At 38.2% G+C, this 23,354-nt stretch carries 22 protein-coding genes; 2 read left to right on the forward strand and 20 right to left on the reverse strand.

Going from position 1 to position 23,354, the window contains the following annotated elements; genetic code table 11:
- The first annotated feature begins 71 nt into the window (after positions 1-71).
- Entirely contained in the window at positions 72-419 is a 348-nt protein-coding gene (locus QM857_RS00750; RefSeq protein WP_414274735.1) for a thioredoxin, read from the forward strand.
- A 35-nt stretch (positions 420-454) separates the two neighbouring features.
- Here QM857_RS00750 and QM857_RS00755 read toward each other — a convergent pair whose 3' ends face one another.
- From QM857_RS00755 to mutY, 4 genes are all read right to left on the reverse strand, one after another.
- Positions 455-1,264, reverse strand: coding sequence for an MBL fold metallo-hydrolase (locus QM857_RS00755; RefSeq protein ID WP_414274736.1), 810 nt, complete (start codon positions 1,262-1,264; stop codon positions 455-457).
- A 1-nt stretch (position 1,265) separates the two neighbouring features.
- Positions 1,266-2,615, reverse strand: coding sequence for a cell wall metabolism sensor histidine kinase VicK (gene vicK, locus QM857_RS00760; RefSeq protein ID WP_195184288.1), 1,350 nt, complete (start codon positions 2,613-2,615; stop codon positions 1,266-1,268).
- Positions 2,608-3,312 carry a response regulator YycF gene (gene yycF, locus QM857_RS00765; protein ID WP_235084093.1) on the reverse strand — a complete coding sequence of 235 codons (705 nt, stop codon included), beginning with the start codon at positions 3,310-3,312 and terminating at the stop codon, positions 2,608-2,610. The genes vicK and yycF overlap by 8 nt, the downstream gene beginning before the upstream one ends.
- Positions 3,313-3,380: 68 nt before the next feature.
- Positions 3,381-4,538 carry an A/G-specific adenine glycosylase gene (gene mutY, locus QM857_RS00770; protein ID WP_414274737.1) on the reverse strand — a complete coding sequence of 386 codons (1,158 nt, stop codon included), beginning with the start codon at positions 4,536-4,538 and terminating at the stop codon, positions 3,381-3,383.
- A 170-nt stretch (positions 4,539-4,708) separates the two neighbouring features.
- Between mutY and QM857_RS00775 the strand changes: the two genes are divergently transcribed.
- The gene (locus QM857_RS00775) at positions 4,709-6,988 is read left to right on the forward strand and encodes a Xaa-Pro dipeptidyl-peptidase (RefSeq protein WP_414274738.1); all 2,280 of its coding nucleotides are present in this window, start codon (positions 4,709-4,711) and stop codon (positions 6,986-6,988) included.
- A gap of 50 nt (positions 6,989-7,038) precedes the next feature.
- Here the strand turns inward: QM857_RS00775 and QM857_RS00780 are convergent, their stop codons facing one another.
- From QM857_RS00780 to ftsW, 16 genes are all read right to left on the reverse strand, one after another.
- On the reverse strand, positions 7,039-7,200 hold the full coding sequence (locus tag QM857_RS00780) for a hypothetical protein (protein ID WP_006148428.1): 162 nt from the start codon (positions 7,198-7,200) through the stop codon (positions 7,039-7,041).
- A gap of 9 nt (positions 7,201-7,209) precedes the next feature.
- Positions 7,210-8,520 carry a GTPase ObgE gene (obgE, locus tag QM857_RS00785; RefSeq protein ID WP_414274739.1) on the reverse strand — a complete coding sequence of 437 codons (1,311 nt, stop codon included), beginning with the start codon at positions 8,518-8,520 and terminating at the stop codon, positions 7,210-7,212.
- Between the two features lie 77 nt (positions 8,521-8,597).
- Positions 8,598-8,732 carry a DUF4044 domain-containing protein gene (locus tag QM857_RS00790; RefSeq protein WP_045615867.1) on the reverse strand — a complete coding sequence of 45 codons (135 nt, stop codon included), beginning with the start codon at positions 8,730-8,732 and terminating at the stop codon, positions 8,598-8,600.
- A 29-nt stretch (positions 8,733-8,761) separates the two neighbouring features.
- The gene (locus QM857_RS00795) at positions 8,762-8,953 is read right to left on the reverse strand and encodes a PspC domain-containing protein (protein ID WP_052689745.1); all 192 of its coding nucleotides are present in this window, start codon (positions 8,951-8,953) and stop codon (positions 8,762-8,764) included.
- Between the two features lie 26 nt (positions 8,954-8,979).
- A complete protein-coding gene (locus QM857_RS00800; protein WP_263393684.1) occupies positions 8,980-10,296 on the reverse strand; it encodes a glycosyltransferase family 4 protein in 1,317 nt (438 codons plus the stop codon).
- An 8-nt stretch (positions 10,297-10,304) separates the two neighbouring features.
- The gene (locus QM857_RS00805; RefSeq protein ID WP_254730229.1) at positions 10,305-11,357 is read right to left on the reverse strand and encodes a glycosyltransferase family 4 protein; all 1,053 of its coding nucleotides are present in this window, start codon (positions 11,355-11,357) and stop codon (positions 10,305-10,307) included.
- A 99-nt stretch (positions 11,358-11,456) separates the two neighbouring features.
- A complete protein-coding gene (locus tag QM857_RS00810) occupies positions 11,457-11,786 on the reverse strand; it encodes a metal-sulfur cluster assembly factor (RefSeq protein ID WP_006145447.1) in 330 nt (109 codons plus the stop codon).
- Positions 11,787-11,803: 17 nt separating this feature from the next.
- Positions 11,804-12,913, reverse strand: coding sequence for an RNA polymerase sigma factor RpoD (gene rpoD, locus QM857_RS00815; RefSeq protein ID WP_004252673.1), 1,110 nt, complete (start codon positions 12,911-12,913; stop codon positions 11,804-11,806).
- Positions 12,914-12,915: 2 nt separating this feature from the next.
- Complete coding sequence (gene dnaG / locus QM857_RS00820) at positions 12,916-14,676, reverse strand: DNA primase (RefSeq protein WP_414274740.1); 1,761 nt, start codon at positions 14,674-14,676, stop codon at positions 12,916-12,918.
- 180 nt (positions 14,677-14,856) lie between these two features.
- On the reverse strand, positions 14,857-15,288 hold the full coding sequence (locus QM857_RS00825; protein WP_414274741.1) for a hypothetical protein: 432 nt from the start codon (positions 15,286-15,288) through the stop codon (positions 14,857-14,859).
- A 260-nt stretch (positions 15,289-15,548) separates the two neighbouring features.
- On the reverse strand, positions 15,549-15,980 hold the full coding sequence (locus QM857_RS00830) for a hypothetical protein (protein ID WP_414274742.1): 432 nt from the start codon (positions 15,978-15,980) through the stop codon (positions 15,549-15,551).
- A gap of 162 nt (positions 15,981-16,142) precedes the next feature.
- Positions 16,143-16,901, reverse strand: coding sequence for an ABC transporter ATP-binding protein (locus QM857_RS00835; protein WP_414274743.1), 759 nt, complete (start codon positions 16,899-16,901; stop codon positions 16,143-16,145).
- Positions 16,898-17,764 (reverse strand): ABC transporter permease, encoded by an 867-nt coding sequence (locus QM857_RS00840; protein WP_195184165.1) that lies wholly within the window; start codon positions 17,762-17,764, stop codon positions 16,898-16,900. Before QM857_RS00840 ends, QM857_RS00835 begins: the two co-directional genes overlap by 4 nt.
- A gap of 60 nt (positions 17,765-17,824) precedes the next feature.
- The gene (trpX, locus tag QM857_RS00845) at positions 17,825-18,823 is read right to left on the reverse strand and encodes a tryptophan ABC transporter substrate-binding protein (protein WP_414274744.1); all 999 of its coding nucleotides are present in this window, start codon (positions 18,821-18,823) and stop codon (positions 17,825-17,827) included.
- Positions 18,824-19,265: 442 nt separating this feature from the next.
- The gene (gene ppc, locus QM857_RS00850) at positions 19,266-22,091 is read right to left on the reverse strand and encodes a phosphoenolpyruvate carboxylase (RefSeq protein ID WP_414274745.1); all 2,826 of its coding nucleotides are present in this window, start codon (positions 22,089-22,091) and stop codon (positions 19,266-19,268) included.
- A 23-nt stretch (positions 22,092-22,114) separates the two neighbouring features.
- Positions 22,115-23,326, reverse strand: a complete 1,212-nt coding sequence (gene ftsW, locus QM857_RS00855; RefSeq protein WP_178895107.1) for a cell division peptidoglycan polymerase FtsW — start codon at positions 23,324-23,326, stop codon at positions 22,115-22,117.
- Positions 23,327-23,354 lie beyond the last annotated feature (28 nt).

Raw genomic sequence — 23,354 nt, forward strand, 5'->3', positions numbered from 1 at the left:
TTCCGTATCAAATCTAAGCATTTTTAAAGACTTTATGGCATACTAGATTTAAAAGAAAGCGAGGAAAACTCATGGAACAATTTTTAGAAAACATTAAAGATCTTGAAGTTACAACTGTTGCGCGTGCCCAAGAAGCTCTTGATAAAAAAGAAACAGCAACCTTCTTTATTGGACGCAAGACTTGCCCTTACTGCCGTAAATTTGCTGGCACTTTGGCTGGTGTGGTAGCTGAAACCAAAGCACTCATCTATTTCATCAATAGTGAAGAACCAAGTCAACTAGATGCATTGCAAGACTTCCGATCACGTTACGAAATCCCAACTGTACCAGGTTTTGTTCATGTTGAAAATGGAGAAATCAAGGTTCGTTGTGACTCTTCTATGACAGCACAAGAAATCAAAGATTTTGCTGGTTTGTAAAAAGCATAAAAAAAGAAGGTGAGGCCTTCTTTTTTTTATATATCAGTTAGTGGAGTTGCAGTGTCTGGAGACGTATCGTAAACTTGAAAATCAACTCCCACTCCCAAGTCTGCTTGGGCAAGCTGATTAACCATAGTCATATGAGCCAACTCTTTGATATTATTTTCTTTAGACAAATGTCCTAGGTAAATCTTTTTGGTACGATTCCCAAGTGTGCGAATCATGGCATCTGCTCCATCCTCATTTGAGAGATGGCCAAGATCGGACAGAATCCGTTGTTTGAGTCGCCATGCGTAAGATCCAGCTCGCAGGATTTCAACATCATGATTTGACTCAATCAGATAGCCATCTGCATTCTCGACAATGCCAGCCATACGATCACTGACATAACCCGTATCTGTCAGCATGACAAAACTTTTATCGTCCTTCATAAAGCGATAAAACTGCGGAGCTGCTGCATCGTGACTAACGCCAAAACTCTCAATGTCGATATCTCCAAATGTTTTAGTTTTCCCCATTTCAAAGATATGCTTTTGTGAAGAGTCAACTTTACCTAGATACTTACTATTTTCCATAGCTTGCCAGGTTTTATCATTGGCGTAAAGATCCATGCCGTATTTACGCGCTAATACTCCAACACCATGTATATGGTCAGCATGCTCATGCGTAATCAAAATAGCATCCAAATCTTCTGGCTTACGGTTAATTTCCCCCAATAAGCTTGTAATTTTTTTGCCAGATAATCCTGCGTCTACTAAAATCTTTTTCTTAGGGGTTTCTAGATAAAAGGAATTTCCACTAGAACCCGATGCTAAAATACTATATTTAAAGCCTGTTTCACTCATTCTAGTCTTCTACTTCATCCTCCCATACTTCTTCTTTTACAGCATCATTATCATAAGGAAGAACAATGGTAAAGGTAGAACCCTTGCCATATTCACTCTTGGCCCAGATAAATCCATTGTGTTGCTTGATGATTTCTTTTGCTATCGCAAGACCTAAACCAGTCCCACCTTGGGCACGACTTCTAGCCTTATCAACCCTGTAGAAACGGTCAAAAATCTTCGGTAAATCTTCTTTAGGAATTCCAAGTCCTTGATCCGAAATAGATAAAATCATCTGATCATCAGTGGTTTTCATGCTAACCGTAATTTTCCCACCATCAGGCGAATACTTGATGGCATTGTTAAGAATATTATCGATTACCTGAGTCATCTTGTCTGTATCAATTTCAATCCAGACCGATGTAATCGGATAATCTCGAACCAACTCATATTTCTTTTCTTGATCCTGGGATCGCATCTTATCGAAACGGTTTAGGATAAACGTAATGAAAGCTGTAAAGTTAATCAATTCAACATCTAAATGGCCACTTGCATTATCAATACGCGAAAGATGCAAGAGGTCCGTTACCATTCGCATCATACGGTTGGTCTCATTTAGAGATACTTTGATAAAATCAGGAGCAACAGGTTCATATAATGCACCCTCATCCAAGGCCTCTAGGTAAGATTTGACACTGGTCAATGGAGTTCGCAATTCATGACTAACGTTTGAAACGAATAGTCTTCTCTCGCGTTCTTCCTTCTCTTGTTCAGTCGTATCATGTAGAACTGCTACCAAACCGGAGATAAAGCCGGATTCTCTACGAATCAAGGCAAAACGCACACGCAAACTAATATACTCCCCATTTACATTTTGGGAATAAATCATCATTTCAGGACTTTGCGTAATTAAGTCTCTAAGCTCGTACTCATCTTCAATCTTGAGCAACTCTAAAATGTTTTGATTGAGCGCGTCATCACTTTCAACTCCAAGTTGTCTTTTAGCCATATCGTTAATCATAGTGATTTGACCACGACGATTGGTTGCAAGAACCCCATCAGTCATGTATGATAGGATACTATGCAATCTTTTACTTTCCTGCTCAAGGTTTTCTTGAGTTAGACGAATAACTTCAGACAAATCATTTAAGTTATTCGTAATGTTAGTGATTTCAGTATTCCCCTGCATATCTAATACCTGAGAATAATCACCAGCAATTAAATCTTTAATCTTTTGATTTAACTGTTTGAGCCGAATATTATCTCTACGGCCTTCAAGCAAGAGAAAGCTAACAAGCATGATAAAACCAAGTAATATGAGTACAAAGACGAAATCTCTGGTTAAAATTGTTTGTCTAATTACTTCAATCATTATTTCTCATATAATAACCCACACCACGACGAGTTAAGATATATTCAGGTCTACTTGGTGTGTCTTCAATCTTCTCACGTAGACGTCTAATGGTAACATCGACAGTACGAACATCACCAAAATAATCATAACCCCAAACAGTCTCAAGGAGATGTTCACGGGTAATAACTTGACCAAGATGAGAAGCTAAGTGATGCAACAACTCAAACTCTCTGTGAGTTAAGTCCAATTCTTCTCCATATTTTTTGGCTACATAAGCATCTGGAAGAATCTCTAAATCTCCAATTTGAAGACTTTGTAACTTTGTATCTTCTTCTTGGTTCTCCACTGCTATTAAATCAGTACGACGAAGAAGAGCCTTAACACGCGCTTGTAGCTCACGATTTGAAAATGGCTTAGTCACATAATCATCCGCCCCAAGCTCAAGACCAATAACCTTATCAAACTCACTATCTTTTGCTGAAAGCATGATAATTGGAACACTACTTGTCTTGCGAATTGTTTTAGCCACTTCAAGACCATCAATTTCTGGAAGCATCAAGTCCAAAATAATAATATCAGGTTTTTCAGCTTCAAACAATTCGATGGCTTCGCGTCCATTAAAGGCTGTAACAACCTCATAACCTTCCTTGGTCATATTAAACTTAATAATATCTGAGATTGGTTTTTCATCATCTACAATCAATATTTTTTTCATATAGTCACCTTTTTCCTTGTATCAATTATACCAAAAAAATGCAAAGAAGACACGAAAGACTAGTGTTGTCAGCATCTTTTTGAATACTCTTGCCAAATTTTTTGCTGAGGTTTTGCTAGTGGATAGAGGTCAAACTCTTCAGGAGTTAACCAAACAACTTCTTTGTCGCTATACTCTTTACTATCAACTACCTGCCCCGATAGAATTCGTACATGCCACTTTCGATGACTAAAGACATGTTTCACTTCTTCAAAATGAGTATCCTGCCACTCAACTTCTAAATCATAATCCTGCTCAAAACTGTCTTGCGGTGATGGCCCAAGTTGAACAGATGATTCAGCTACCTGATTAAAGAGATTTAGTTCTTCATTCTTAGAAAATTCATCTACCTCAATCAAGGGAAAATGCCAAAATCCAGCAAGTAACTTTTCACTTTCATTCTTTTCTAGTAAAAACTGTCCTTTAGCATTTTGAACAACTAAAGCATTAAGATAGACGGGAACTGGCTTTTTCTTTGGCGCTTTAATGGGATAGCGATCCATTGTTCCATTTTGATAGGCAGCACTAAAATCTTTAACTGGACTATCTTCTGGCCTCGGATTAACGGGTGCCTCAATATCTGAACCCAAATCCATCAAGGCTTGATTGAAATCACCTGGACGTTCTGGATCAATCAAATTTTCCATTATGGCTTGAAATATCTTGCGATTACTTGAATTACCAATGTCGTGATTGACTTCAAATAAACGAGCCAAAACACGCATGACATTCCCATCAACTGCTGGTTGTGCTAGATTAAAGGTAATACTTGAAATAGCTCCGGCTGTATAAGGACCTATCCCCTTCAAGCTTGAAATACCTTCGTAAGTTGAAGGAAATTCTCCATTAAATTCATTCATAATCTGCTGAGCTGCAGTTTGCATATTACGAACACGGGAATAATATCCAAGACCTTCCCAAGCCTTTAATAAGCGTTCTTCAGGTGCATTTGCCAAACTTTCTACAGTTGGAAAGCTTTCTAAAAAACGTTCATAATAGGGAATAACTGTATCAACTCTGGTTTGCTGTAACATGATTTCAGACACCCAGATATGGTATGGATTTTTACTTCTTCTCCAAGGTAAATCACGCTTATTTTCATCATACCAGGCTAAAAGTTTTTGACGGAAAGAGAGAATTTTCTCCTCTTCCCACATGGACACGCCATATTTCTCCAAATCTAACATATAACTAGTATAGCATATCCTTATACGATACTCAAAAAATGAAAATTGTCCTTATTTTGTTATCTACTCTCTTATCATACCTGACTATAAGTCATATCTCTACTCTTTCTGTTATTTTCTATGATTTTTTGATATAATGACTTTTGAATGAATCTTTAAAGGAGATATCTATGCGTTTTAATCAATTTAGTTATTATCCCGTTACAAACCAACAAGCTTTACAGGAATTATCTGAGCTTGGATTCAAGCTTGATCTTTCAACTTCACATAAAGAACAGTTTGAAGCTTTTGTTAGAACTTGTTTTTTCAATTATAAAAATACGGATTATCCCCTCACTACTTTAGCAGTTGATAAAGAAACAGATTTACTCACTTTCTTCAATTCGGACCGTGAATTGACAGCAGAAATTTTCTACACTGTTGCCTTTCAACTACTTGGATTCAGTTACTTAGTAGACTTTGATGATGCTCTTGCTTTTCACAAAGAAACAGCGTTTCCGATCGTTTACGGAGATTTAATCGACAATTTCTACCAGCTTTTAAATACACGCACTAAAAAAGGGAACACCCTTATCGATCAGTTAGTTAGTGATGGTCTTATTCCTGAGGATAATAACTATCACTACTTCAATGGCAAGAGTTTGGCAACCTTCAATACTAACAATGTCATTCGTGAAGTAATTTATGTAGAGACTCGTGTTGATTCTGATAAAGATGGTCTACCTGACCTCATCAAGGTAACTATCATTCGTCCAGCATACAATGGAAAGATTCCAGCTGTCATGACAGCAAGTCCATACCATCAAGGAACCAATGACAAAGCAAGCGATAAGGCTCTCTATAAGATGGAAGACGAACTAGAAGTCAAACAACCACATGAAATTACGTTAGAAAATCCAACCCTGGACTTGGTTGAACCTGTTGGGGATGCTGAACTTGTTTCTGAAGCTGAAGAAAAACTCACTCATATCAATAGCAGTTACACACTTAACGACTACTTCCTTCCAAGAGGATTTGCCAATATCTACGTATCAGGTATTGGTACCAAAGATTCACAAGGTTTAATGACCAATGGAGATTACCGTCAAGTTGAAGCTTATAAAAATGTTATCGATTGGCTTAACGGTCGTTGTCGTGCCTTTACGGATCATAGTCGTAAACGTCAAGTAAAAGCTGATTGGTCAAATGGTAAAGTGGCAACTACTGGACTTTCTTATCTAGGAACAATGTCTAATGGTCTTGCTACTACAGGAGTTGATGGTTTAGAAGTCATTATTGCTGAAGCAGGTATCTCATCATGGTACAACTATTACCGTGAAAATGGTCTTGTGACAAGCCCAGGCGGCTATCCTGGAGAGGACTTCGATTCATTAGATGAATTAACTTATTCTCGTAATCTCTTAGCTGGTGACTTTATTCGCGGAAACAAGGCTCATAAAGCTTCCATAGAAGAACTCAAGAAAAATCTAGACCGTAAAACTGGAGATTATAACCAATTTTGGCATGACAGAAACTACCTTCTTAATGCTAAAAAGGTTAAGGCTGAAGTTGTCTTTACTCACGGTTCACAAGACTGGAATGTAAAACCACTTCATGTCTATCAAATGTTCAATGCTCTTCCAAGTCATATTAAGAAACACCTTTTTTATCATAATGGCGCCCATGTTTATATGAACAACTGGCAGTCTATTGATTTCCGTGAATCCATGAATGCTCTTTTGACGCAGAAATTATTGGGTCAAAACACTGACTACCAACTTCCAAGAGTCGTTTGGCAAGACAATACTGTTCCTCAAACCTGGCTGTCACTTGAAGATTTTGGAAATCAAACTGAACATAAATCTTTCTCTTTAGGTACTGAAGAAGCTGTCATTGAAAATCATTACCAAGATTCTGACTTCGAACGATTTGGAAAGACTTACCAAACCTTTAATAATGAATTGTATCAAGGTAAGGTGAATCAGATTACCATTGATTTTCCAGTGACTGAAGATCTTCATATCAATGGTCGTGTTAAACTAAACCTTCGTCTCAAGTCAAGTACCAATAAAGGGCTTCTCTCTGCTCAACTTCTTGAACTTGGTCAAAAGAAATACCTTCAACCTTATCCTGGAGTCTTGGCTGCTCGTACTATTGATAATGGTCGTTACCATATGCTGGAAAACCTTTGTGAACTACCATTTAGCCCAAATGCACAGCGTGTTATCACCAAAGGCTACCTCAATCTCCAAAATCGTCATGATTTATTGAAAATTGAAGAAGTTAAGGCTGATGAATGGATGGAATTCCAATTTGAACTCCAACCAACTATTTATAAACTAAAAGAAGGCGATACAGTCCGTCTCGTTCTTTATACTACTGATTTTGAGATTACGGTACGTGACAATACAGATTATCAATTAACTGTGGATCTTGCTCAGTCAAGTCTCGAAATCCCCTATCAAAAGTAGTTAGTTAATTAGAAAACCCGTGATAATAAATATCACGGGTTCTTTTATTCTTATTTTTTTTCTTCGGCTTGTTTTTTCATTCTCGCAAGTCTCAATGAACGATTGGGATTGAGGCGATTAAAAAGTTCTTCTAATTTCTTTTCATTCCAGACGTCTGCTGCAGAAACAAAATTTCCATCAGCATCTCGGAAAGATATTGGTTTATCACCCATAGCTATCTCCTAGTCTACAAATTCAAACTCAAATTTTCCAATACGGACAAGGTCACCGTCCTTAGCACCACGAGCACGAAGAGCTTCATCAACTCCCATACCACGCAACTGACGCGCAAATTTCATGACAGACTCATCACGGTCAAAGTTAGTCATATTAAAGAGTTTCATGAGTTTTTCACCTGACAGAACCCAAGTTGCATCGTCATCACGACCAATCTCAAATGGTTTTTCTTCTTCATCAAAGCCATAATATGCTTCTTCTTCCATTTCTGATTCGTCATAAAGAAGGAATTCTGGCGTTTTATCAAGAAGCTCAGCCGTTGCATCTAATAGAGGTGCAAGACCTTGCTTAGTCAAACCTGAAATTGGGAAGATTGGCGGTAATTCTTCAAATTCATCATAATTAGCAGCCAATTTTTTCTTGAACTCTTCAAGGTTTTCCTGACTCTCAGGCATATCCATCTTATTGGCAACAATAATCTGTGGACGCTCCATCAGACGAAGGTTATAAGATTCAAGTTCCTTATTGATTGCTAGATAGTCCTCATAAGGATCACGTCCTTCACTAGCTGACATATCAATGATATGCAAGATAACGCGTGTACGTTCGATATGACGCAAGAACTGAGTACCTAGACCAACACCTTGACTAGCACCTTCAATCAGTCCAGGAAGGTCTGCCACTGCAAAGGACTCACCTGATTGAGTACGTACCATACCAAGATTTGGAACAATTGTCGTAAAGTGGTAGGCACCGATTTTTGGCTTAGCAGAGGTAATCACGCTAAGGAGTGTTGATTTACCTACAGATGGGAAACCAACCAAACCAACATCAGCAAGAATCTTAAGTTCTAACTGTAATTCACGCTCCTGACCAGGTTCTCCATTTTCTGAGATTTCTGGAGCAGGATTTTTTGGTGTTGCAAAACGGATATTTCCACGTCCACCACGTCCACCATGAGCTACAATAAACTCTTGACCATTCTCAATCAAATCGGTGATGACTTTTCCAGTCTCGGCATCACGCACAGTTGTCCCTTGAGGTACACGGACAATTAAGTCTTCTGCCCCTCTACCGTGCATCCCTTTGGTCATTCCCTTCTCGCCAGATTGGGCTTTGAAATGACGATTGTAACGGAAGTCCATAAGGGTACGTAAACCTTCGTCTACAACGAAAACAACGTTACCACCACGTCCTCCATCACCGCCCCATGGTCCACCATTAGGGACGTATTTTTCACGACGAAAAGCAACCATGCCATCGCCACCATTACCAGCCTTGACCTTGATCTTGGCTGTATCTAAAAACATACTCATATTCTCTTCTCACTTCAAAAAGGGCTGGGAAATCCCAGTCACCCAACTTATTGCCAAACAATAAAATGATTAACTTTTTAGAATCTGCTAAATACACCAATGGCAGTAGCAAAGATACCTGCCAATGTTACAAATAACATTACTAATACTACAAACATTGTAAGTTTTTCAAAGAATGTTTTTTTACGTTTACCATTATCACCGAATGCCATTTTTTCTCCTTTACTATAATACTCTGTTCTTAATATTCATCTGATACAGGAGCGATTGCCCACAAGATTAAATAAGCAATAAGTCCAGCACCATAACAGAAAGCCAAAACTCCCCAAATAACACGTACGATTGTAGGGTCGATATCAAAATAATTAGCTAAACCAGCGCATACACCACCGATTTTTTGATCTCTACCACTTCTCATAAATTTCTTTTTCATATTTTTATTTCCTTTCTTTGATTCGATTAATCATTTATATATTTTCTTAAATTTCTTAATTGTTTTCTAGATGCCTTAAGCATACGCTTCGAACCTTTAACTGGCATAGTAACAGCCTGTTGCGGGATATAGAAGACTGTCTTTAAAATACGTTTTGTAACAGGTTCGTCAGCCCCTATTTCTTTGGCAAAATTATTTGAAATAATAACGTCTAGATAAAATTCATGGACTCTTCTACCAAAATTCTCAGCAGAAATTTCATATAACTTTTCAGCCAAGTGTTTTTCATCCATCAGTGGAGTAGCAAGTAAAGCCTCAAGAATCGCTCCTGCCAAGTCCCTTTCCTCATAATAAAGGGTTCCGAACATTTTATCATTGATGAGATTATCCAAATAAGGATTACCATGGGCAATAACAGGTGTCTTACTAGCTAAACTTTCCAGATAAGTCAATCCCTGAGTTTCACTTGTAGAAGCCGATATGAAGAAATCAGCTGTCTTATAATAGAGTGCCGTCTCATTTGGCGGTATCATACCTGTAAAGATAACAGAATCTTGAATTTTTAAATCTTCTGCTTGCTCCTTAAGGTTGTCTAAATAAGGTCCATCTCCAGCTACAACCAGTTTAACATTTGGTTCTTCTTTTAGGACATCTGGTAAAGCTTTAAGAACTGCTTGAATATTCTTCTCGTACGAAACACGAGAAAGACTTAGAAGCATCTTTTCACTTTTCTTGATACCAAGTTTATCTCGGAGGTCACTGATTTGCTCAGGACCAATCTCAGGCCGTTCAAACTTGGCAAGTTCAATCCCTGTAGGAATGACACGCTTTTCAACCTTTACCTTATAATCAGATAACAAATCACGCACAATTTCACTCGGACAAATGACTCCATCAACGTCATGAAGAAATCCTCTCACAAGATACTTGACCATACCTGGACGAATCAACATACCCTTAGCAATATAGTGGACATAATCCTCATATTGGGTATGATATGTATGAATGACTGGGATTTTCAGTTCTCGAGCAATCCAAATTCCCAATAAACCAAGAGAAAACTCAGTTTGGGTATGAATAATATCGAGTTTGTATTGTTTCGCAATCTCAAGAGCTTTCGTAAATCCACGGTAAGCGAAACGACGGTCTTTAAAAGCAAAGAAAGGAACACTAGGAATACGGATAATTTGCCAGTCTTCATAGCGATTAACATCCTTATCAGTTGTCGTAAAGATAAAGACTGCATGCCCTTGCTTTTCAAGCTCAGTTTTTAAGGTTCGAATACTGGTCGCAACACCCGAGACCTGTGGGAAATAAGTATCTGTAAATAATCCAATTCGCATATACTACCTCATTTTTTTCCTAAAGCTGCTTGCTCCCGATAGAATTTTAGCCAGATTTCTAAAAGATGCTCTTCTGAGTATTCTTTTGAAATAGCCTTAGCCCTCTCTTTTAATTCTTTTAGTGCTTCTGGATGCGCTCTGTATTCCAAAATGGCTTCTTTCATCTCTTCCACATCGGTGGTTGGTCTGTAATTTCCTTCTAGAATCACCTTATAAAGATCTAAGTCCCGAAGCATAATGGGAGCTTCACAACTCGCAGCTTCTAGAATAGTCATCGGAAAGAGCTCATTATAGCTAGGAAGTAAGAACAAATCTGCCAAAGCATACAGCTCTCTCATCCGTTCTGGCTCAACAATTCCAGGGAAAATCAGATTCTCTGGAGGATTATCCATGATTTTTTTATAGCGTTCATAACCATCTGTAATCCCACCAAAAGAGAAGCCTCCAGCCCAAATAAAGGTGATATCCGGTAGTTCCTCAGCAAGTGTAATGAAATCATCAATCCCTTTACGCTTTTGAACCTGCCCAGCCCCTACTACTACAAATTGATTTTCGTTCAATCCCATGTCACTTCGAAGTTTCCTTACTTCTTCTTCAGGAAGTGAATGCCATTTTTCTTTGTTAACAAAGTTAGGGATGTAGGTCACCTTTTCACGAGGAATACCAGCTGCAACCAAATCTTCGATAAAAGTAGGATTAACCACAACTAAATGTTCCATACGGTCATAAAAAGAAAATACGTAGCGCTTCACAATTCCTTTTAGAAAGAATGGAATCTTCAAACTGCCCTCCAACGTATCAGGTAAGAAGTGGACATAACCAATTCTACGACCAGAACGCTTCTTTTGGAATGTTGACAAATAATAAGGAAGGTCGATTGTATGAAAATGAGTAACATCAGCTTCTACAGGAAGATTCTCCGTTACAATTAGTTGGTCTTTCGCATCACGTTTCAAAAGTTGCACAAGTTCACGGTAAGCTCCAGAAACACCTTGTCCTGCTACCTTTTCACTCGAACTTAGCATATTGATGCGTAATTTCTCTTTTTCCATACTATCCATTATATCATTTTATTGAAAGAAAATCAGCAAATTAAAAGAGAGATAGCATAAAAGCTAGGGAATCTCCTAACACTTATACTATTTCTCTTTTTTATCATTCTATTTAATACCTAAAGCGATACGTGCATAGCGACTCATTTTTTCAACCGTCCAAGCTGGATACCAAACTAATTTTACTTCAACGTTGGTAACCTCTGGAACATCAGTCATTGCATCATAGATTTGATCGGTCAAGAGGTCTGCCAATGGACAACCCATAGTCGTTAAGGTCATATCAATCTCAGTATCACCGGTATCACCATCAAATCGAATCTCATAAATCAGACCTAGGTTGACGATATCAATTCCTAATTCTGGGTCGATAACCTCTTCTAAAGCCGTCAAAATGCGAGTTTTGATGTTTTCAATTTGCTCTTCTGTGTAAGCCATATTCAGTCTCCTCTATCTTAATCCTCGATAAAGTCACGAAGCGGTTTGCTTCTACTTGGTTGGCGAAGTTTTCTCAAAGCTTTTGCTTCAATCTGACGAATACGCTCACGAGTAACGTTGAAGACTTTACCTACATCTTCTAGAGTACGCATTTTACCATCATCGAGTCCAAAACGAAGACGCAAGACATTTTCTTCTCTATCAGTCAAGGTATCTAGAACTTCATCCAACTGCTCACGCAAGACGATACGAGTTGTATAGTCAACTGGATTTTCAATCACTTCATCTTCGATAAAGTCACCAAGGTGGCTATCATCTTCTTCACCAATTGGTGTTTCAAGAGAAACTGGTTCTTGCGCAATCTTTAAAATCTCACGAACCTTATCAGGTGTCATATCCATACGTTCAGCAATTTGCTCAGGTGTAGGATCTTGTCCCAACTCTTGAAGAAGGTTACGCTGCTCACGAACAAGCTTGTTAATAGTTTCTACCATGTGAACTGGGATACGGATGGTACGAGCTTGGTCAGCAATGGCACGCGTAATGGCCTGACGAATCCACCAAGTTGCATAAGTTGAGAATTTGAATCCTTTAGAGTAGTCAAACTTATCAACTGCCTTCATCAATCCCATATTTCCTTCTTGGATCAAATCAAGAAATTGCATACCTCGTCCAACATAGCGTTTCGCGATAGAAACTACCAAACGAAGGTTAGCCTCTGCTAGACGTTGTTTCGCTTCAACATCTCCTGCTTCAACAGCAAGAGCTAATTCTTTTTCTTCTTCGTTAGTAAGAAGAGGTACAACACCAATTTCCTTTAAGTACATGCGGACAGGGTCATTGACTTTGGCAGATGTTGAACCAATTAAGTCTTCATCGCTAAGTTCTGGTTCTTCCTCTGTACTTAAGACACGTTCACTCGGATTTCCTTCGTTATCAGTGATTGCAATACCTGCATCTTGAATCCGTTGCAAAAGGTTCTCAATGCCTTCTACATCAAGAGCAAAAGGAATTACAAGGACATTGTTAATTTCATCATCTGTCGCAGTACCAGTTTTCTTATGGTTACGAATAAATTCTGCAACTTGGACATCAAAAGTTGTTACTTCTTTTTGTTTTTTTGCCATTCTTACTCCATTCTTCTTTTTTGGGCAATTAAGCGTTCAAGCTCTTCTAAAGCAGCATCTGTGTCGCCTACATGACTAGCTTCCTGAACTTTCTTTTTAATTTGCAAGTTTTGTTGATTTAGAAGAGCACGATTACGAGACTCTTCCACTTCCTTTAGTTCTTCTGGAGACATTTCAGAAGGTAGATCCAAGGCTAACACTTGGTACCAAGCATTTTCCACTTCTCTAGTCTGATTTGCCAAGTCTTCTGAAGAAATCAATCCATTATCAATCAAGAGTCCATACAAGGTTTGAAACTCTGGAGTTTCAAATACAAAATCGTCTCTCAAACGATAATCATTCAACACAAGAGGGTGCTCCATCATACGATAAAGAATATGTGCTTCAGCTCTCATGACTGCCGTCAATTGTTTAGAAACCGACATAGTAATTGGTGTCGGATTAACAACCTGCTTCACTTTTTCTTGTCTTTGTCTGACACGACTTTCGTTGATAATGTGCTCAACTTGTTGATAATCAAAAGATGGTAAATGATCCGTCAACAAATGAATATAGGTGTTCTGTGCTGTGATAGAAGGTTCTTTGACGATAAGAGGTGCAATTTTCTCAATGAACTCAATCTGTGCTTGGAGATTTTCACTATTACTAGGTTTGTAATGATGGATATAAAACTCAATCGGACTGATTCGAGTATTGGATAAGAGATAAGCCAAATCCTCTGGAGAATTCTTTTGTAAATACTCATCAGGATCCATTGCATCAGGAATCTGGACTACTTGTACAGGTAGATTTTTAAGCTCGTCCAAAGCTTTAGCAGTTGCAGCTTGTCCTGCCTTATCACCGTCATAAGTGATAATCACTTTTTTTGTAAAACGTTTGAGATGTTCGACGTGTTCAGCAGTCAAGGCCGTTCCCATGGAAGCTACTGCATTTTCAATACCAGCACGGTAGGCTGCAATAACATCCATAAAGCCTTCCATCAGATAAATTTCAGGAGCTTTTCCAGACCCTTTTTTTACTCTATCCAAATGATATAATTCGTAACTCTTGTTAAAAATCGCCGTCGCTCGACTATTTTTATACTTGGCAGTTTGAGAATCTGTCTCTTGCCAAATCCGTCCAGAGAAAGCAATTACCTTTCCTTGGTCGTTTGAGAGTGGAAATATAATCCGGTTATGAAAAGTATCAAAAAATTGGTTACTTTCAGATAGATAAAATAGACCTGAATCCAGCAAGTCCTTCTCACTATAATCGTCTGCTAAACGCTGATAAAGATAAGAGCGTTCTGCTGGAGCTAGACCAATCATAAAGTGTTTAATGACATCATCAGTCAAGCCACGTTTATAGAGATAGTTTCTCGCCTCCTCACCCATTTTAGTCGTCATGAGGATTGCATGATAAAAGCGTGCAGCCTTGTCATGCATATCGTAGAGATTTTGATGGGGTGACGTTTGTGGGACAGGGTTATGTGCAGGAGCTTCAAGGTGCATTCCGAGACGTTCGCCCAACATCCTTACCGCATCCGCAAAAGTTACTTGTTGATACTCTTCGATAAACTTAAAGACATCTCCAGAACGACCACAACCAAAACAGTGGTAAAATTGCTTATCTTCGACCACGTTAAAGGAAGGGGTCTTTTCACCATGAAAAGGACAGAGCCCCAAAAAGTTCCGTCCAGATTTTTGTAAAGAAATCACTTCTCCTATGATTTCGACAATGTTGGTATTGTTTTTGATTTCTTCGATGACTCTCTTGTCAACCATAGACAATACCTCCATTTTATCACAGTTTACTTTATATAGTATAGCTTATTTCTGAAAAAAAGTAAACCATTTCATACACTTTACATGAGGCTATTTCATAAGTTTCCAGATGTCATGAAAAAATGAATCTTTTGAGCAAACCATTCTTATATTTGAAAGTAAAATAGAAAAAATTAAAGACTATTTCACTTGATCTTCGAGATTATTTTTTAATATCCTGCTAATATACTGACCATCTTTTCTACTAATACAAGCTGTTGCAAAAGTCATTGGTGCTATATAAACTTCTCCTCTATATGATGGATCGGTCAAGACAGGCATAGAATAATAGGCGTTCTTTTTATTTTTAAGGTCAATAAACCATTTTCCTCCTAGGTGTTTGCGAAAGGTTCCACCGATATAAACGGTCAAATAATCCAACATCTTGTGGTCTGCTATCAAAGCATGGTGGTCTTCGTAGTGAGCCAAGATCCAAGCCTCCAAATCATCCAAAGACTGCATACTATAGTCTAAATTTAGCCCTTCTTTCTCCGCAAACTCCCTTGTGAAATAGTCCATCTTAAATCCAATCTGAAAAATCCATTCCTGAAAATCTTCTTGTGTGTATGCCATTGTTCTACCTCCTGCACCATTTAAAAATTAATTCTTATATGGATTATACTATATGAAAAAAGATGAGTCTCTTGTCAACCATAGACAATACCTCCATTTTATCACAGTTTACTCTAACTAGAGTAGCTTATTTCTAAAAAAGTAAACCATTTCATACACTTTACATGAGACTATTTCATAAGTTTCCAGCTGTCATGAAAAAGTGAATCTTTTGAGCAAACCATTCTAATATTTGAAAGAAAAATAGAAAAAATTAAAGACTATTTCACTTGATTTTCGAGATTATTTTTCAATATCCTGCTAATATACTGACCATCTTTTCTACTGATACAAGCTGTTGCATAAGCCAATGGTGCTTTGTATACTTCTCCTCTATATGATGGATCGGTCAAGACAGGCATAGAATAATAGGCGTTCTTTTTATTTTTAAGGTCAATAAACCATTTTCCTCCTAGGTGTTTGCGAAAGGTTCCACCGATATAAACGGTCAAATAATCCAACATCTTGTGGTCTGCTATCAAAGCATGGTGGTCTTCGTAGTGAGCCAAGATCCAAGCCTCCAAATCATCCAAAGACTGCATACTATAGTCTAAATTTAGCCCTTCTTTCTCCGCAAACTCCCTTGTGAAATAGTCCATCTTAAATCCAATCTGAAAAATCCATTCCTGAAAATCTTCTTGTGTGTATGCCATGTTTTTATCTCCTACTTCTATCAAAGTTTAAGATTCTTAGATTGATTCTATTATAAAGTAAAACTGGCAATAAAGGAAATATAAATATAGTTTAAATTCCACTAAAAAACTTAGAAGTAAAAATTCTACTTCCAAGTTTTTATATCAATTTTTTAAAATCATCTACTCAAATAGTTGATAGTAATCTGAAATTTTCATTTTAGCTTTTTCATCCTTGTTCAAATCTTGGATGATTCGTCCTTCCTTCATAACAATGAGACGATTTCCATACTTGAGAGCATCTTCCATATGATGGGTGATCATAAGCGCAGTCAACTGGTCCTTGCTGACAAAGTCATCTGTCAATTTCATCAAGGCCACACTTGTTTTAGGGTCAAGGGCTGCCGTATGTTCATCCAACAAAAGAAGTTCAGGACGTTTCAAGGTTGCCATCAAGAGGCTCAAGGCCTGTCTTTGTCCACCTGACAAAAATTCAATCGGTGTATCCAAGTGTTTTTCTAGACCATTTCCGACTTTCTCAATGGTTGCTTGAAATTCTTCCTTGTAAGCTGAGAGTCTTCTCGGAAAAAGTCCACGTTTTTCACCACGAAACTTAGCAATCAAGAGATTTTCTGCAACCGTCATACGAGGGGCAGTTCCCATCTTAGGATCCTGAAAGACACGAGAAAGGTACTTGGCACGTTTTTCAGGGCTAAAATGAGTCACATCCTCACCCATAATACGAATAGTCCCACTAGTCAGGGGCAAAGTTCCTGCAATGCTATTAAAGAGTGTTGATTTTCCTGCACCATTTCCACCCAAGATTGTGATGAAGTCGTGTTCATAAATATCAAGAGAAACATCGTTTAGGATAATTTTTTCCTCGTCAAAGCCATTTTTTACAATTTTAGTGGCATTTTTTAATTCTACAATCGCTGTCATTTGCTTAACTTGACTCCTTTCAAGTATTTATCCTTAAGGGTTGGAATAACTAGACAAGTTGCTAGGATAAGGGCACTGTATAGACGGAGGTAGCTAGTATTAAAGCCAAGAGCAATGACTCCCCATACCAAAAATTGGTAACTAATAGAACCAACAACAATAGTAATCAGACGTTCTGCTAATGTAAGACTCTTAAAGAGTACTTCACCGATAATTAAGCTTGCAAGACCAACTACGATAACCCCGATACCACGAGAAACATCTGCGTAACCTTCTTGTTGAGCGATAAGAGCGCCAGCAAGTGCGATCACACCATTTGACAAAACCAAGCCCATCAACTCCATACGTCCAGTATTGATACCAAAACTACGAGCCATATCTGGATTATCTCCTGTTGCGATATAAGCTTGTCCCAATTTAGTATCTAGGAAGAAAAGCATAAGTAGAATGACCAAAGTCACAAAAATCAAGCCTGTAAATAATTGATTAACCTCAGATGAGAAAGGAAGAACGTCCTGGATTTGTTTAGTTCCTAAGAGCCCAAGGTTTGCCCGTCCCATAATCATGAGCATGATAGAATGGCAAGAAGTCATCACCAAAATACCAGACAAGAGTGTTGGAATCTTTCCTTTCGTGTAAAGAAGACCAGTCGCTAAACCTGCAAGACAGCCTGCTCCAACAGCTACTAAGGTAGCAAGAAAAGGATTGACACCTTGTGTAATTAGAGTTACTGCTACCGCTCCTCCAAGCGGGAAGGAACCCTCGGTTGTCATATCTGGAAAGTTGAGGATTCTAAAAGTCATAAAGATTCCCAAACCTAGAATAGCCCAGACAAATCCTTGTGAAATAATCGATACTATCATGTTATATTCATTTCCTTCTTTTAAAAATTGGAGGAGATGTCTCCAACTCCTCCTTCATTCTTATTCGATTACTTGACCAGCTTCTTTAAGAACTGATTCTGGAATAGTGATTCCAAGTTCTTGAGCTAGTTTTTTGTTAATAACTGATTTCCCAGTTGAGAAGACATTGACTGGCGTGTCAGCTGGCTTTTCACCCTTCAAGACTTTAGCGATCATCTTACCAGTAGCCACACCAAGATCGTGTTGATCAACAACCACTGATGCCAAACCACCTGCTTCTACCATGGCAGTTGCACTTGGGTAGATTGGTTTTTTAGCTGTTTGGTTACTTGATACTACAGTTGAGAACGCAGATGCGATTGTGTTGTCAATTGGAACCCAAATTGCATCCACTTTACCAGTCATAACGTTAACTGTTGAAGCGATTTCGTTCGTTGAAGGAACTGCAAAAGTCTCTACTTTTAAACCAGCCTTTTCAGCGTAAGCCTTGAATTCTTCGACTTGTGATTTTGAGTTATCTTCGCTACTTGAGTAAAGAGCTCCAACTGTCTTGACATCAGGAGTCAATGCTTTAATCAATTCAACCTGTTGTTCAGCAGGGTTATGGTCAGATACCCCTGTGATGTTTCCACCTGGTTTTTCCAAGTTTTGTACAAGGTTAGCTCCAACTGGGTCTGTAATAGCTGCCATGATAACAGGAAGGTCTTTTGTTGCACTTGCAAGCCCTTGAGCTGCTGGTGTCGCAATTCCGACAACAACATCATTTCCATTTGACACCAATTGTTTACTCATTGTGGCAACCTTACTTTGGTCACCTTCTGAATTCATAAAGTCGATTTTAACTTGGTCGCCTTTATAGCCTTCTTCAGCAAGCCCATCTTGAATCCCTTGGTAGATCAAGTCAAGTGATGGGTGACTGACGAACTGTAGAACACCAACCTTAGCAGTTTTTTTAGCTGTCTCGGTTTTAGTATCTTGTTTCGTTAAGTTAGAGTAGACCAAGCTTCCTCCAACTACAAGTGCTAGTGCTGCAATAATACCAATTAAACGTTTATTCATATTTATTTCTCCTTATTTTACTTAAACTTCGTAATGTTCATGTCACTTTCAATATAACTTTACCAAGCGTCGCCATCGTTTAAATTCCATCATTATCCTCCCCATAGAAAAAGTCCTCACACAAAAAACTTGTGTGAGGACGTCGATGCGCGGTGCCACCTCAATTATAGGGTATCCCCCTATCTCTCAATCTCGCTTCACGAGTTGCACTGTAAGGTGTGCTCACCGAATTCTTATGATTTCAAATTCTTTATAACATTCAGCCCAATTTTCATCACTTCCATCTATCTGTTTCCACCAACCACAGACTCTCTAGAAAACTTCAATGATTACTTTCTGAATGATACGATTATATCATTTTACTAAAACTTGTCAAGGATTTTCATGAATTATTTTAAAAAATTATGAAAATTCCTACGGTTTTTGGAAAATATTGCTTTTATTAACCTGAATTACGTAAACCTGTAGCAATTCCGTTGATAGTTGTATGGATTAATCTTTCTTCATCTGAAGATAACTCACCACGACGTTGACGCTTAATCAACTCCAACTGGATATAGTTCAGAATGTTGAAATAAGGCATACGATAGTTTAGACTGTCTTTCAAGTAAGTATTTTCTGCCAGAAGTTCATCGTAGCCTTCGATGGCCAAGATAACGTTCTTAGTCAATTGCCATTCATCCAAAATAGTATAGTAGATTGCTTGCACTTCTTCACTTTCACAAAGTTTAGCATATTCAAAAGCAATATTCATATTTGATTTTGATAGAACCATATCAACGTTTGATAGGAGTGACTGGAAGAAGGGCCAATTTTGATACATGTCACGAAGGTATTCAATATTTTTTGGATCTTGATCAATAAATTCCTTGAAGCTTGAACCAACACCATACCAACCTGGGAACATGACACGACTTTGTGACCATGAGAATACCCAAGGAATGGCACGTAGTCCACCAATTTCAGTGATTGTTTTACGTGCTGCTGGACGAGAACCAATATTAAAGCTTGAGATATTCTTAATTGGACTAGATTCAAAGAAATAATCATAGAAATGGTCATTTCCAAATACTAGTTCACGATAGATATCATAGCTACGACTGACTACTTGATCCATGATAGCTTCATAACGATTTGATGTATTGGTATCACTCTTCTTCTGTGTAATCATACGGTTGATAGCCGCTGATACCAACATTTCCAAGTTATAGTAGGCTGCATCCTTGTTTCCGTATTTATTTCCGATGACTTCACCTTGTTCAGTTAATCGAATACGGTCCTTGATTGATTTGAGTGGTTGAGAAGCAATGGCGTCATAAGTAGGGCCACCACCACGACCAACAGTACCACCACGACCGTGGAAGAAGGTTACTTTGACTCCAAATTCATCACCGATAGCGGTTAATTGTTGTTGAGCTTTGTATAGAGTCCAACAAGATGATAGATAACCGCCATCCTTGTTACTATCTGAGTAACCTAGCATGATTTCTTGATAATTATCTTTTGAAGCAATCCACTTCTTAGCAAGCGGTAAAGAGAAATACTTTCTCATAGTCTCTTCGGAATGATCCAAATCTTCAATCGTCTCAAAGAGAGGCACGATTTGTACACGTGCTTTTTCAGCATCCACAAGACCGACTTCTTTCAGCATAATCGCCAATTCTAACATATCAGACACGCTGGTTGCATGAGAAATAATCGTTTGACGAATGACATCTTCACCCAAACGGTCTTTTAATTCACGGGCAGTTTGGAAAATAGCTAACTCTTTTTCGAGTAGTTCAGACTTCTCAGCATAAGTCGCTGACAAGATTCGAGGATCTTCTAACAATTCATGTAAAAGCAAGTCACATTTTTCATCTTCTGACAAATCGCTATAATGGTCATTAATTCCAGCAGATGCTAATAATTCAGCAACACAGGCTTCATGAACACTTGAGTCTTGGCGCATATCGATAGATGCCAAGAAGAAACCAAAGACTTCAACAGCCTCCAAAAGCTCGGCAAACTCTCCAGTAAGCAAAGCTTCTGCCTTATTTTCAAGCAATGAATCTTTAATGATAGCTAAATCTTGTTTAAATTCTTCAATTGTTTCGTAGTAAGGAGGACGCTCATCTGCCAAATCTTGGATAGCTCCTGAGATTCGATTACTGATATAGTCAGTTACCTCTCCTTGTTGATGTCCTTGAGCACCAAAAAGTCGCTCAATATGATGACGTTCATCTACTGATGAGCCGACAAGAGCCCACTCTTTCAAATTTAAGAGAGTTTGAATTAATTTTGATTGAATAAAGTGAAAAGCCCGACGATAAGGTTCTTTCTCGCGGAAAACAGATGTATCACTAGATTGAGCAGCCATTTCTTCAACAGCCTTACTTGTCTTGGATAGATTAGTAGAAAGAGAGAATGTGCGATAGAGACTAGAAATCTTGCTGATATAGTAGTTGAAGATGACTTCACTTTGAATGGTTGCAGAGCGCATGAGTGTCTCAGCCGTTACAAATGGGTTTCCATCTCGGTCACCACCAATCCACATTCCCATGGTGATAGGTTTTGCTTGTTTTAGGTCAATCCCCTGCTCTTTTGCAAGACGCTTATACTCTAACATTAGATTAGGTACAGCTTGTAGGAAAGAACTATTGTAATATTCCATCACGTTTGTGATTTCATTCGTTACTTTTAGTTTCTTCTCACGAATCATATCCGTCTGCATGATAATCTCAATGTAGCGACGAAGATCATTGTGCCATTTTTCTTTGTTAATAAGTCCCATTCTCACATCACGGTATTTACGCAAGAGAGTATGGATATGATTAGTCAAGTCAAGCATACTCTTACGTTGAACCTGAGTTGGATGGGCTGTCAAAACAGGCACCACGTTCAAATGTTCAAGAATTTCAGCTGCATTTTCTTTTTCAGCTACCATTTCAATGGTTGTTGATAATTTACCAAGATAATCTTGATCAATATTGTTTAGGTGGTTAATCTCGTATGCCAAGTCAACGTCTTCGGAGATGTTAATCAAAAGTGGCAAAATAGAGAAATATCTAGAGATGTAGACCATTTCATCATTTGAAAGGCTTCTCACTACCTTATCTAGTCCTTGATAGTCTAGATTTGATGATAGCTTCTTCAACTGCATAATCTTGTCAAAAGTCTCAGCAGGAAGCATATTTTTCGTGATATCTTCAAGTAAATCTGTCAAGATTTGAACTTCTTCTTGGACTACAGTTTTGTTTCTGTTATTTTCTAGTTTTTGAAGAGACATATTTTTCTCCTTGTCACTTTTTCTTAGAGCTGTGCTTCATATTCGCTGTAGAGTTTTGCACGTTTTTCACTAGCATCGATATTTAACACAAAGGCGATAGCTACTGATAGAACCAGGAGACTATTCCCCCCTTGAGAAAGGAATGGGAAGGTTACACCTGTTGAAGGGATCAATCCTGAAATCCCTCCGATATTAACGAATACCTGAATTAGAATCATCCCACCAATACCGATTGCTACCATAGAGTTGAACGGATCTTTTGCTCGTACCCCCACTAAAATAATACGAAGAATTAGGAAGAATAATAGTGCTAAAATAAGACTGGCACCAACAAATCCAAATTCCTCAATCACAATAGAGAAAACGAAGTCCGTGTGTGCCTCAGGTAGATAACCTCGTTTTTCGATAGAGTTTCCTAATCCTAGCCCAAACCATCCTCCATTTACCATAGCATAGTATGAATTTGCCAACTGGTGTCCTGCACCAGCGACATCATCAAATGGATTAAAGAAAGCACTGAATCGTTTAGCAACGTATCCAAATACTGGAATCTTAGAAACCTTTTCAACACCAATCAATTTAATGGCTGTGAGGGAAACAAAGGATAAACTGGTCAATATTCCAAGAATAGTTGCAAACCATCGATGAGCTATCCCACTAATTGAGTACATCAACAATGCTACTAAAAAGAGAATTGTAGCATTTCCAAGGTCAGGGAAAATAGCCAAACTTCCAATCATGACCAAAAGGACAAATCGCCAATCGTTAAAGGATCTAGGCAACCATTGGTTTTGAGTTAAAACTTGAAAATCATAAATACCAATCTCTTCTTGTTGTTTTGAAAAACGTTGAGCCAAGTACCAAATGATTATAATTTTCAAGTATTCCGCAGGCTGAACAGTTATAGGTCCTACTTTAATCCAACCGTAAGCACCATTGATGGGAATCCCAATCAAACGGGCTAAAGCTAGTAACACTAACTCAGCAAACATAACAATAAATAACAAACGTTCGTTTCGAAGAAAACCAAGTTTCAACTTATAGATTACTGCAATAAGCAACAAACTAACGATCCAAAACAAGCCCTGATTTCGAACCAATTGAAAAGCGCTCTTACCCTCCTGAATCAAGGATGCACTCGTTGTTGAATATACCACTATCAATCCCAGAACGGATAAGAGAATATAGGGCACTAAAATAGAGTAATTCAACAGGTGCCTTTTACTAATTTTCATATTTCACCATCTACTAAATTTTTAATTT

It is taken from the genome of Streptococcus infantis (assembly GCF_047463315.1).
GTDB lineage: Bacteria > Bacillota > Bacilli > Lactobacillales > Streptococcaceae > Streptococcus > Streptococcus infantis_AB.

What these genes read in the sequence shown, in the direction of transcription:
- QM857_RS00750 (WP_414274735.1), top strand. Translation starts at nt 72, where the DNA reads ATGGAACAATTTTTAGAAAACATTAAAGATCTTGAAGTTACAACTGTT.
- QM857_RS00755 (WP_414274736.1), bottom strand. Translation starts at nt 1,264, where the DNA reads ATGAGTGAAACAGGCTTTAAATATAGTATTTTAGCATCGGGTTCTAGT.
- vicK (WP_195184288.1), bottom strand. Translation starts at nt 2,615, where the DNA reads ATGATTGAAGTAATTAGACAAACAATTTTAACCAGAGATTTCGTCTTT.
- yycF (WP_235084093.1), bottom strand. Translation starts at nt 3,312, where the DNA reads ATGAAAAAAATATTGATTGTAGATGATGAAAAACCAATCTCAGATATT.
- mutY (WP_414274737.1), bottom strand. Translation starts at nt 4,538, where the DNA reads ATGTTAGATTTGGAGAAATATGGCGTGTCCATGTGGGAAGAGGAGAAA.
- QM857_RS00775 (WP_414274738.1), top strand. Translation starts at nt 4,709, where the DNA reads ATGCGTTTTAATCAATTTAGTTATTATCCCGTTACAAACCAACAAGCT.
- QM857_RS00780 (WP_006148428.1), bottom strand. Translation starts at nt 7,200, where the DNA reads ATGGGTGATAAACCAATATCTTTCCGAGATGCTGATGGAAATTTTGTT.
- obgE (WP_414274739.1), bottom strand. Translation starts at nt 8,520, where the DNA reads ATGAGTATGTTTTTAGATACAGCCAAGATCAAGGTCAAGGCTGGTAAT.
- QM857_RS00790 (WP_045615867.1), bottom strand. Translation starts at nt 8,732, where the DNA reads ATGGCATTCGGTGATAATGGTAAACGTAAAAAAACATTCTTTGAAAAA.
- QM857_RS00795 (WP_052689745.1), bottom strand. Translation starts at nt 8,953, where the DNA reads ATGAAAAAGAAATTTATGAGAAGTGGTAGAGATCAAAAAATCGGTGGT.
- QM857_RS00800 (WP_263393684.1), bottom strand. Translation starts at nt 10,296, where the DNA reads ATGCGAATTGGATTATTTACAGATACTTATTTCCCACAGGTCTCGGGT.
- QM857_RS00805 (WP_254730229.1), bottom strand. Translation starts at nt 11,357, where the DNA reads ATGGATAGTATGGAAAAAGAGAAATTACGCATCAATATGCTAAGTTCG.
- QM857_RS00810 (WP_006145447.1), bottom strand. Translation starts at nt 11,786, where the DNA reads ATGGCTTACACAGAAGAGCAAATTGAAAACATCAAAACTCGCATTTTG.
- rpoD (WP_004252673.1), bottom strand. Translation starts at nt 12,913, where the DNA reads ATGGCAAAAAAACAAAAAGAAGTAACAACTTTTGATGTCCAAGTTGCA.
- dnaG (WP_414274740.1), bottom strand. Translation starts at nt 14,676, where the DNA reads ATGGTTGACAAGAGAGTCATCGAAGAAATCAAAAACAATACCAACATT.
- QM857_RS00825 (WP_414274741.1), bottom strand. Translation starts at nt 15,288, where the DNA reads ATGGCATACACACAAGAAGATTTTCAGGAATGGATTTTTCAGATTGGA.
- QM857_RS00830 (WP_414274742.1), bottom strand. Translation starts at nt 15,980, where the DNA reads ATGGCATACACACAAGAAGATTTTCAGGAATGGATTTTTCAGATTGGA.
- QM857_RS00835 (WP_414274743.1), bottom strand. Translation starts at nt 16,901, where the DNA reads ATGACAGCGATTGTAGAATTAAAAAATGCCACTAAAATTGTAAAAAAT.
- QM857_RS00840 (WP_195184165.1), bottom strand. Translation starts at nt 17,764, where the DNA reads ATGATAGTATCGATTATTTCACAAGGATTTGTCTGGGCTATTCTAGGT.
- trpX (WP_414274744.1), bottom strand. Translation starts at nt 18,823, where the DNA reads ATGAATAAACGTTTAATTGGTATTATTGCAGCACTAGCACTTGTAGTT.
- ppc (WP_414274745.1), bottom strand. Translation starts at nt 22,091, where the DNA reads ATGTCTCTTCAAAAACTAGAAAATAACAGAAACAAAACTGTAGTCCAA.
- ftsW (WP_178895107.1), bottom strand. Translation starts at nt 23,326, where the DNA reads ATGAAAATTAGTAAAAGGCACCTGTTGAATTACTCTATTTTAGTGCCC.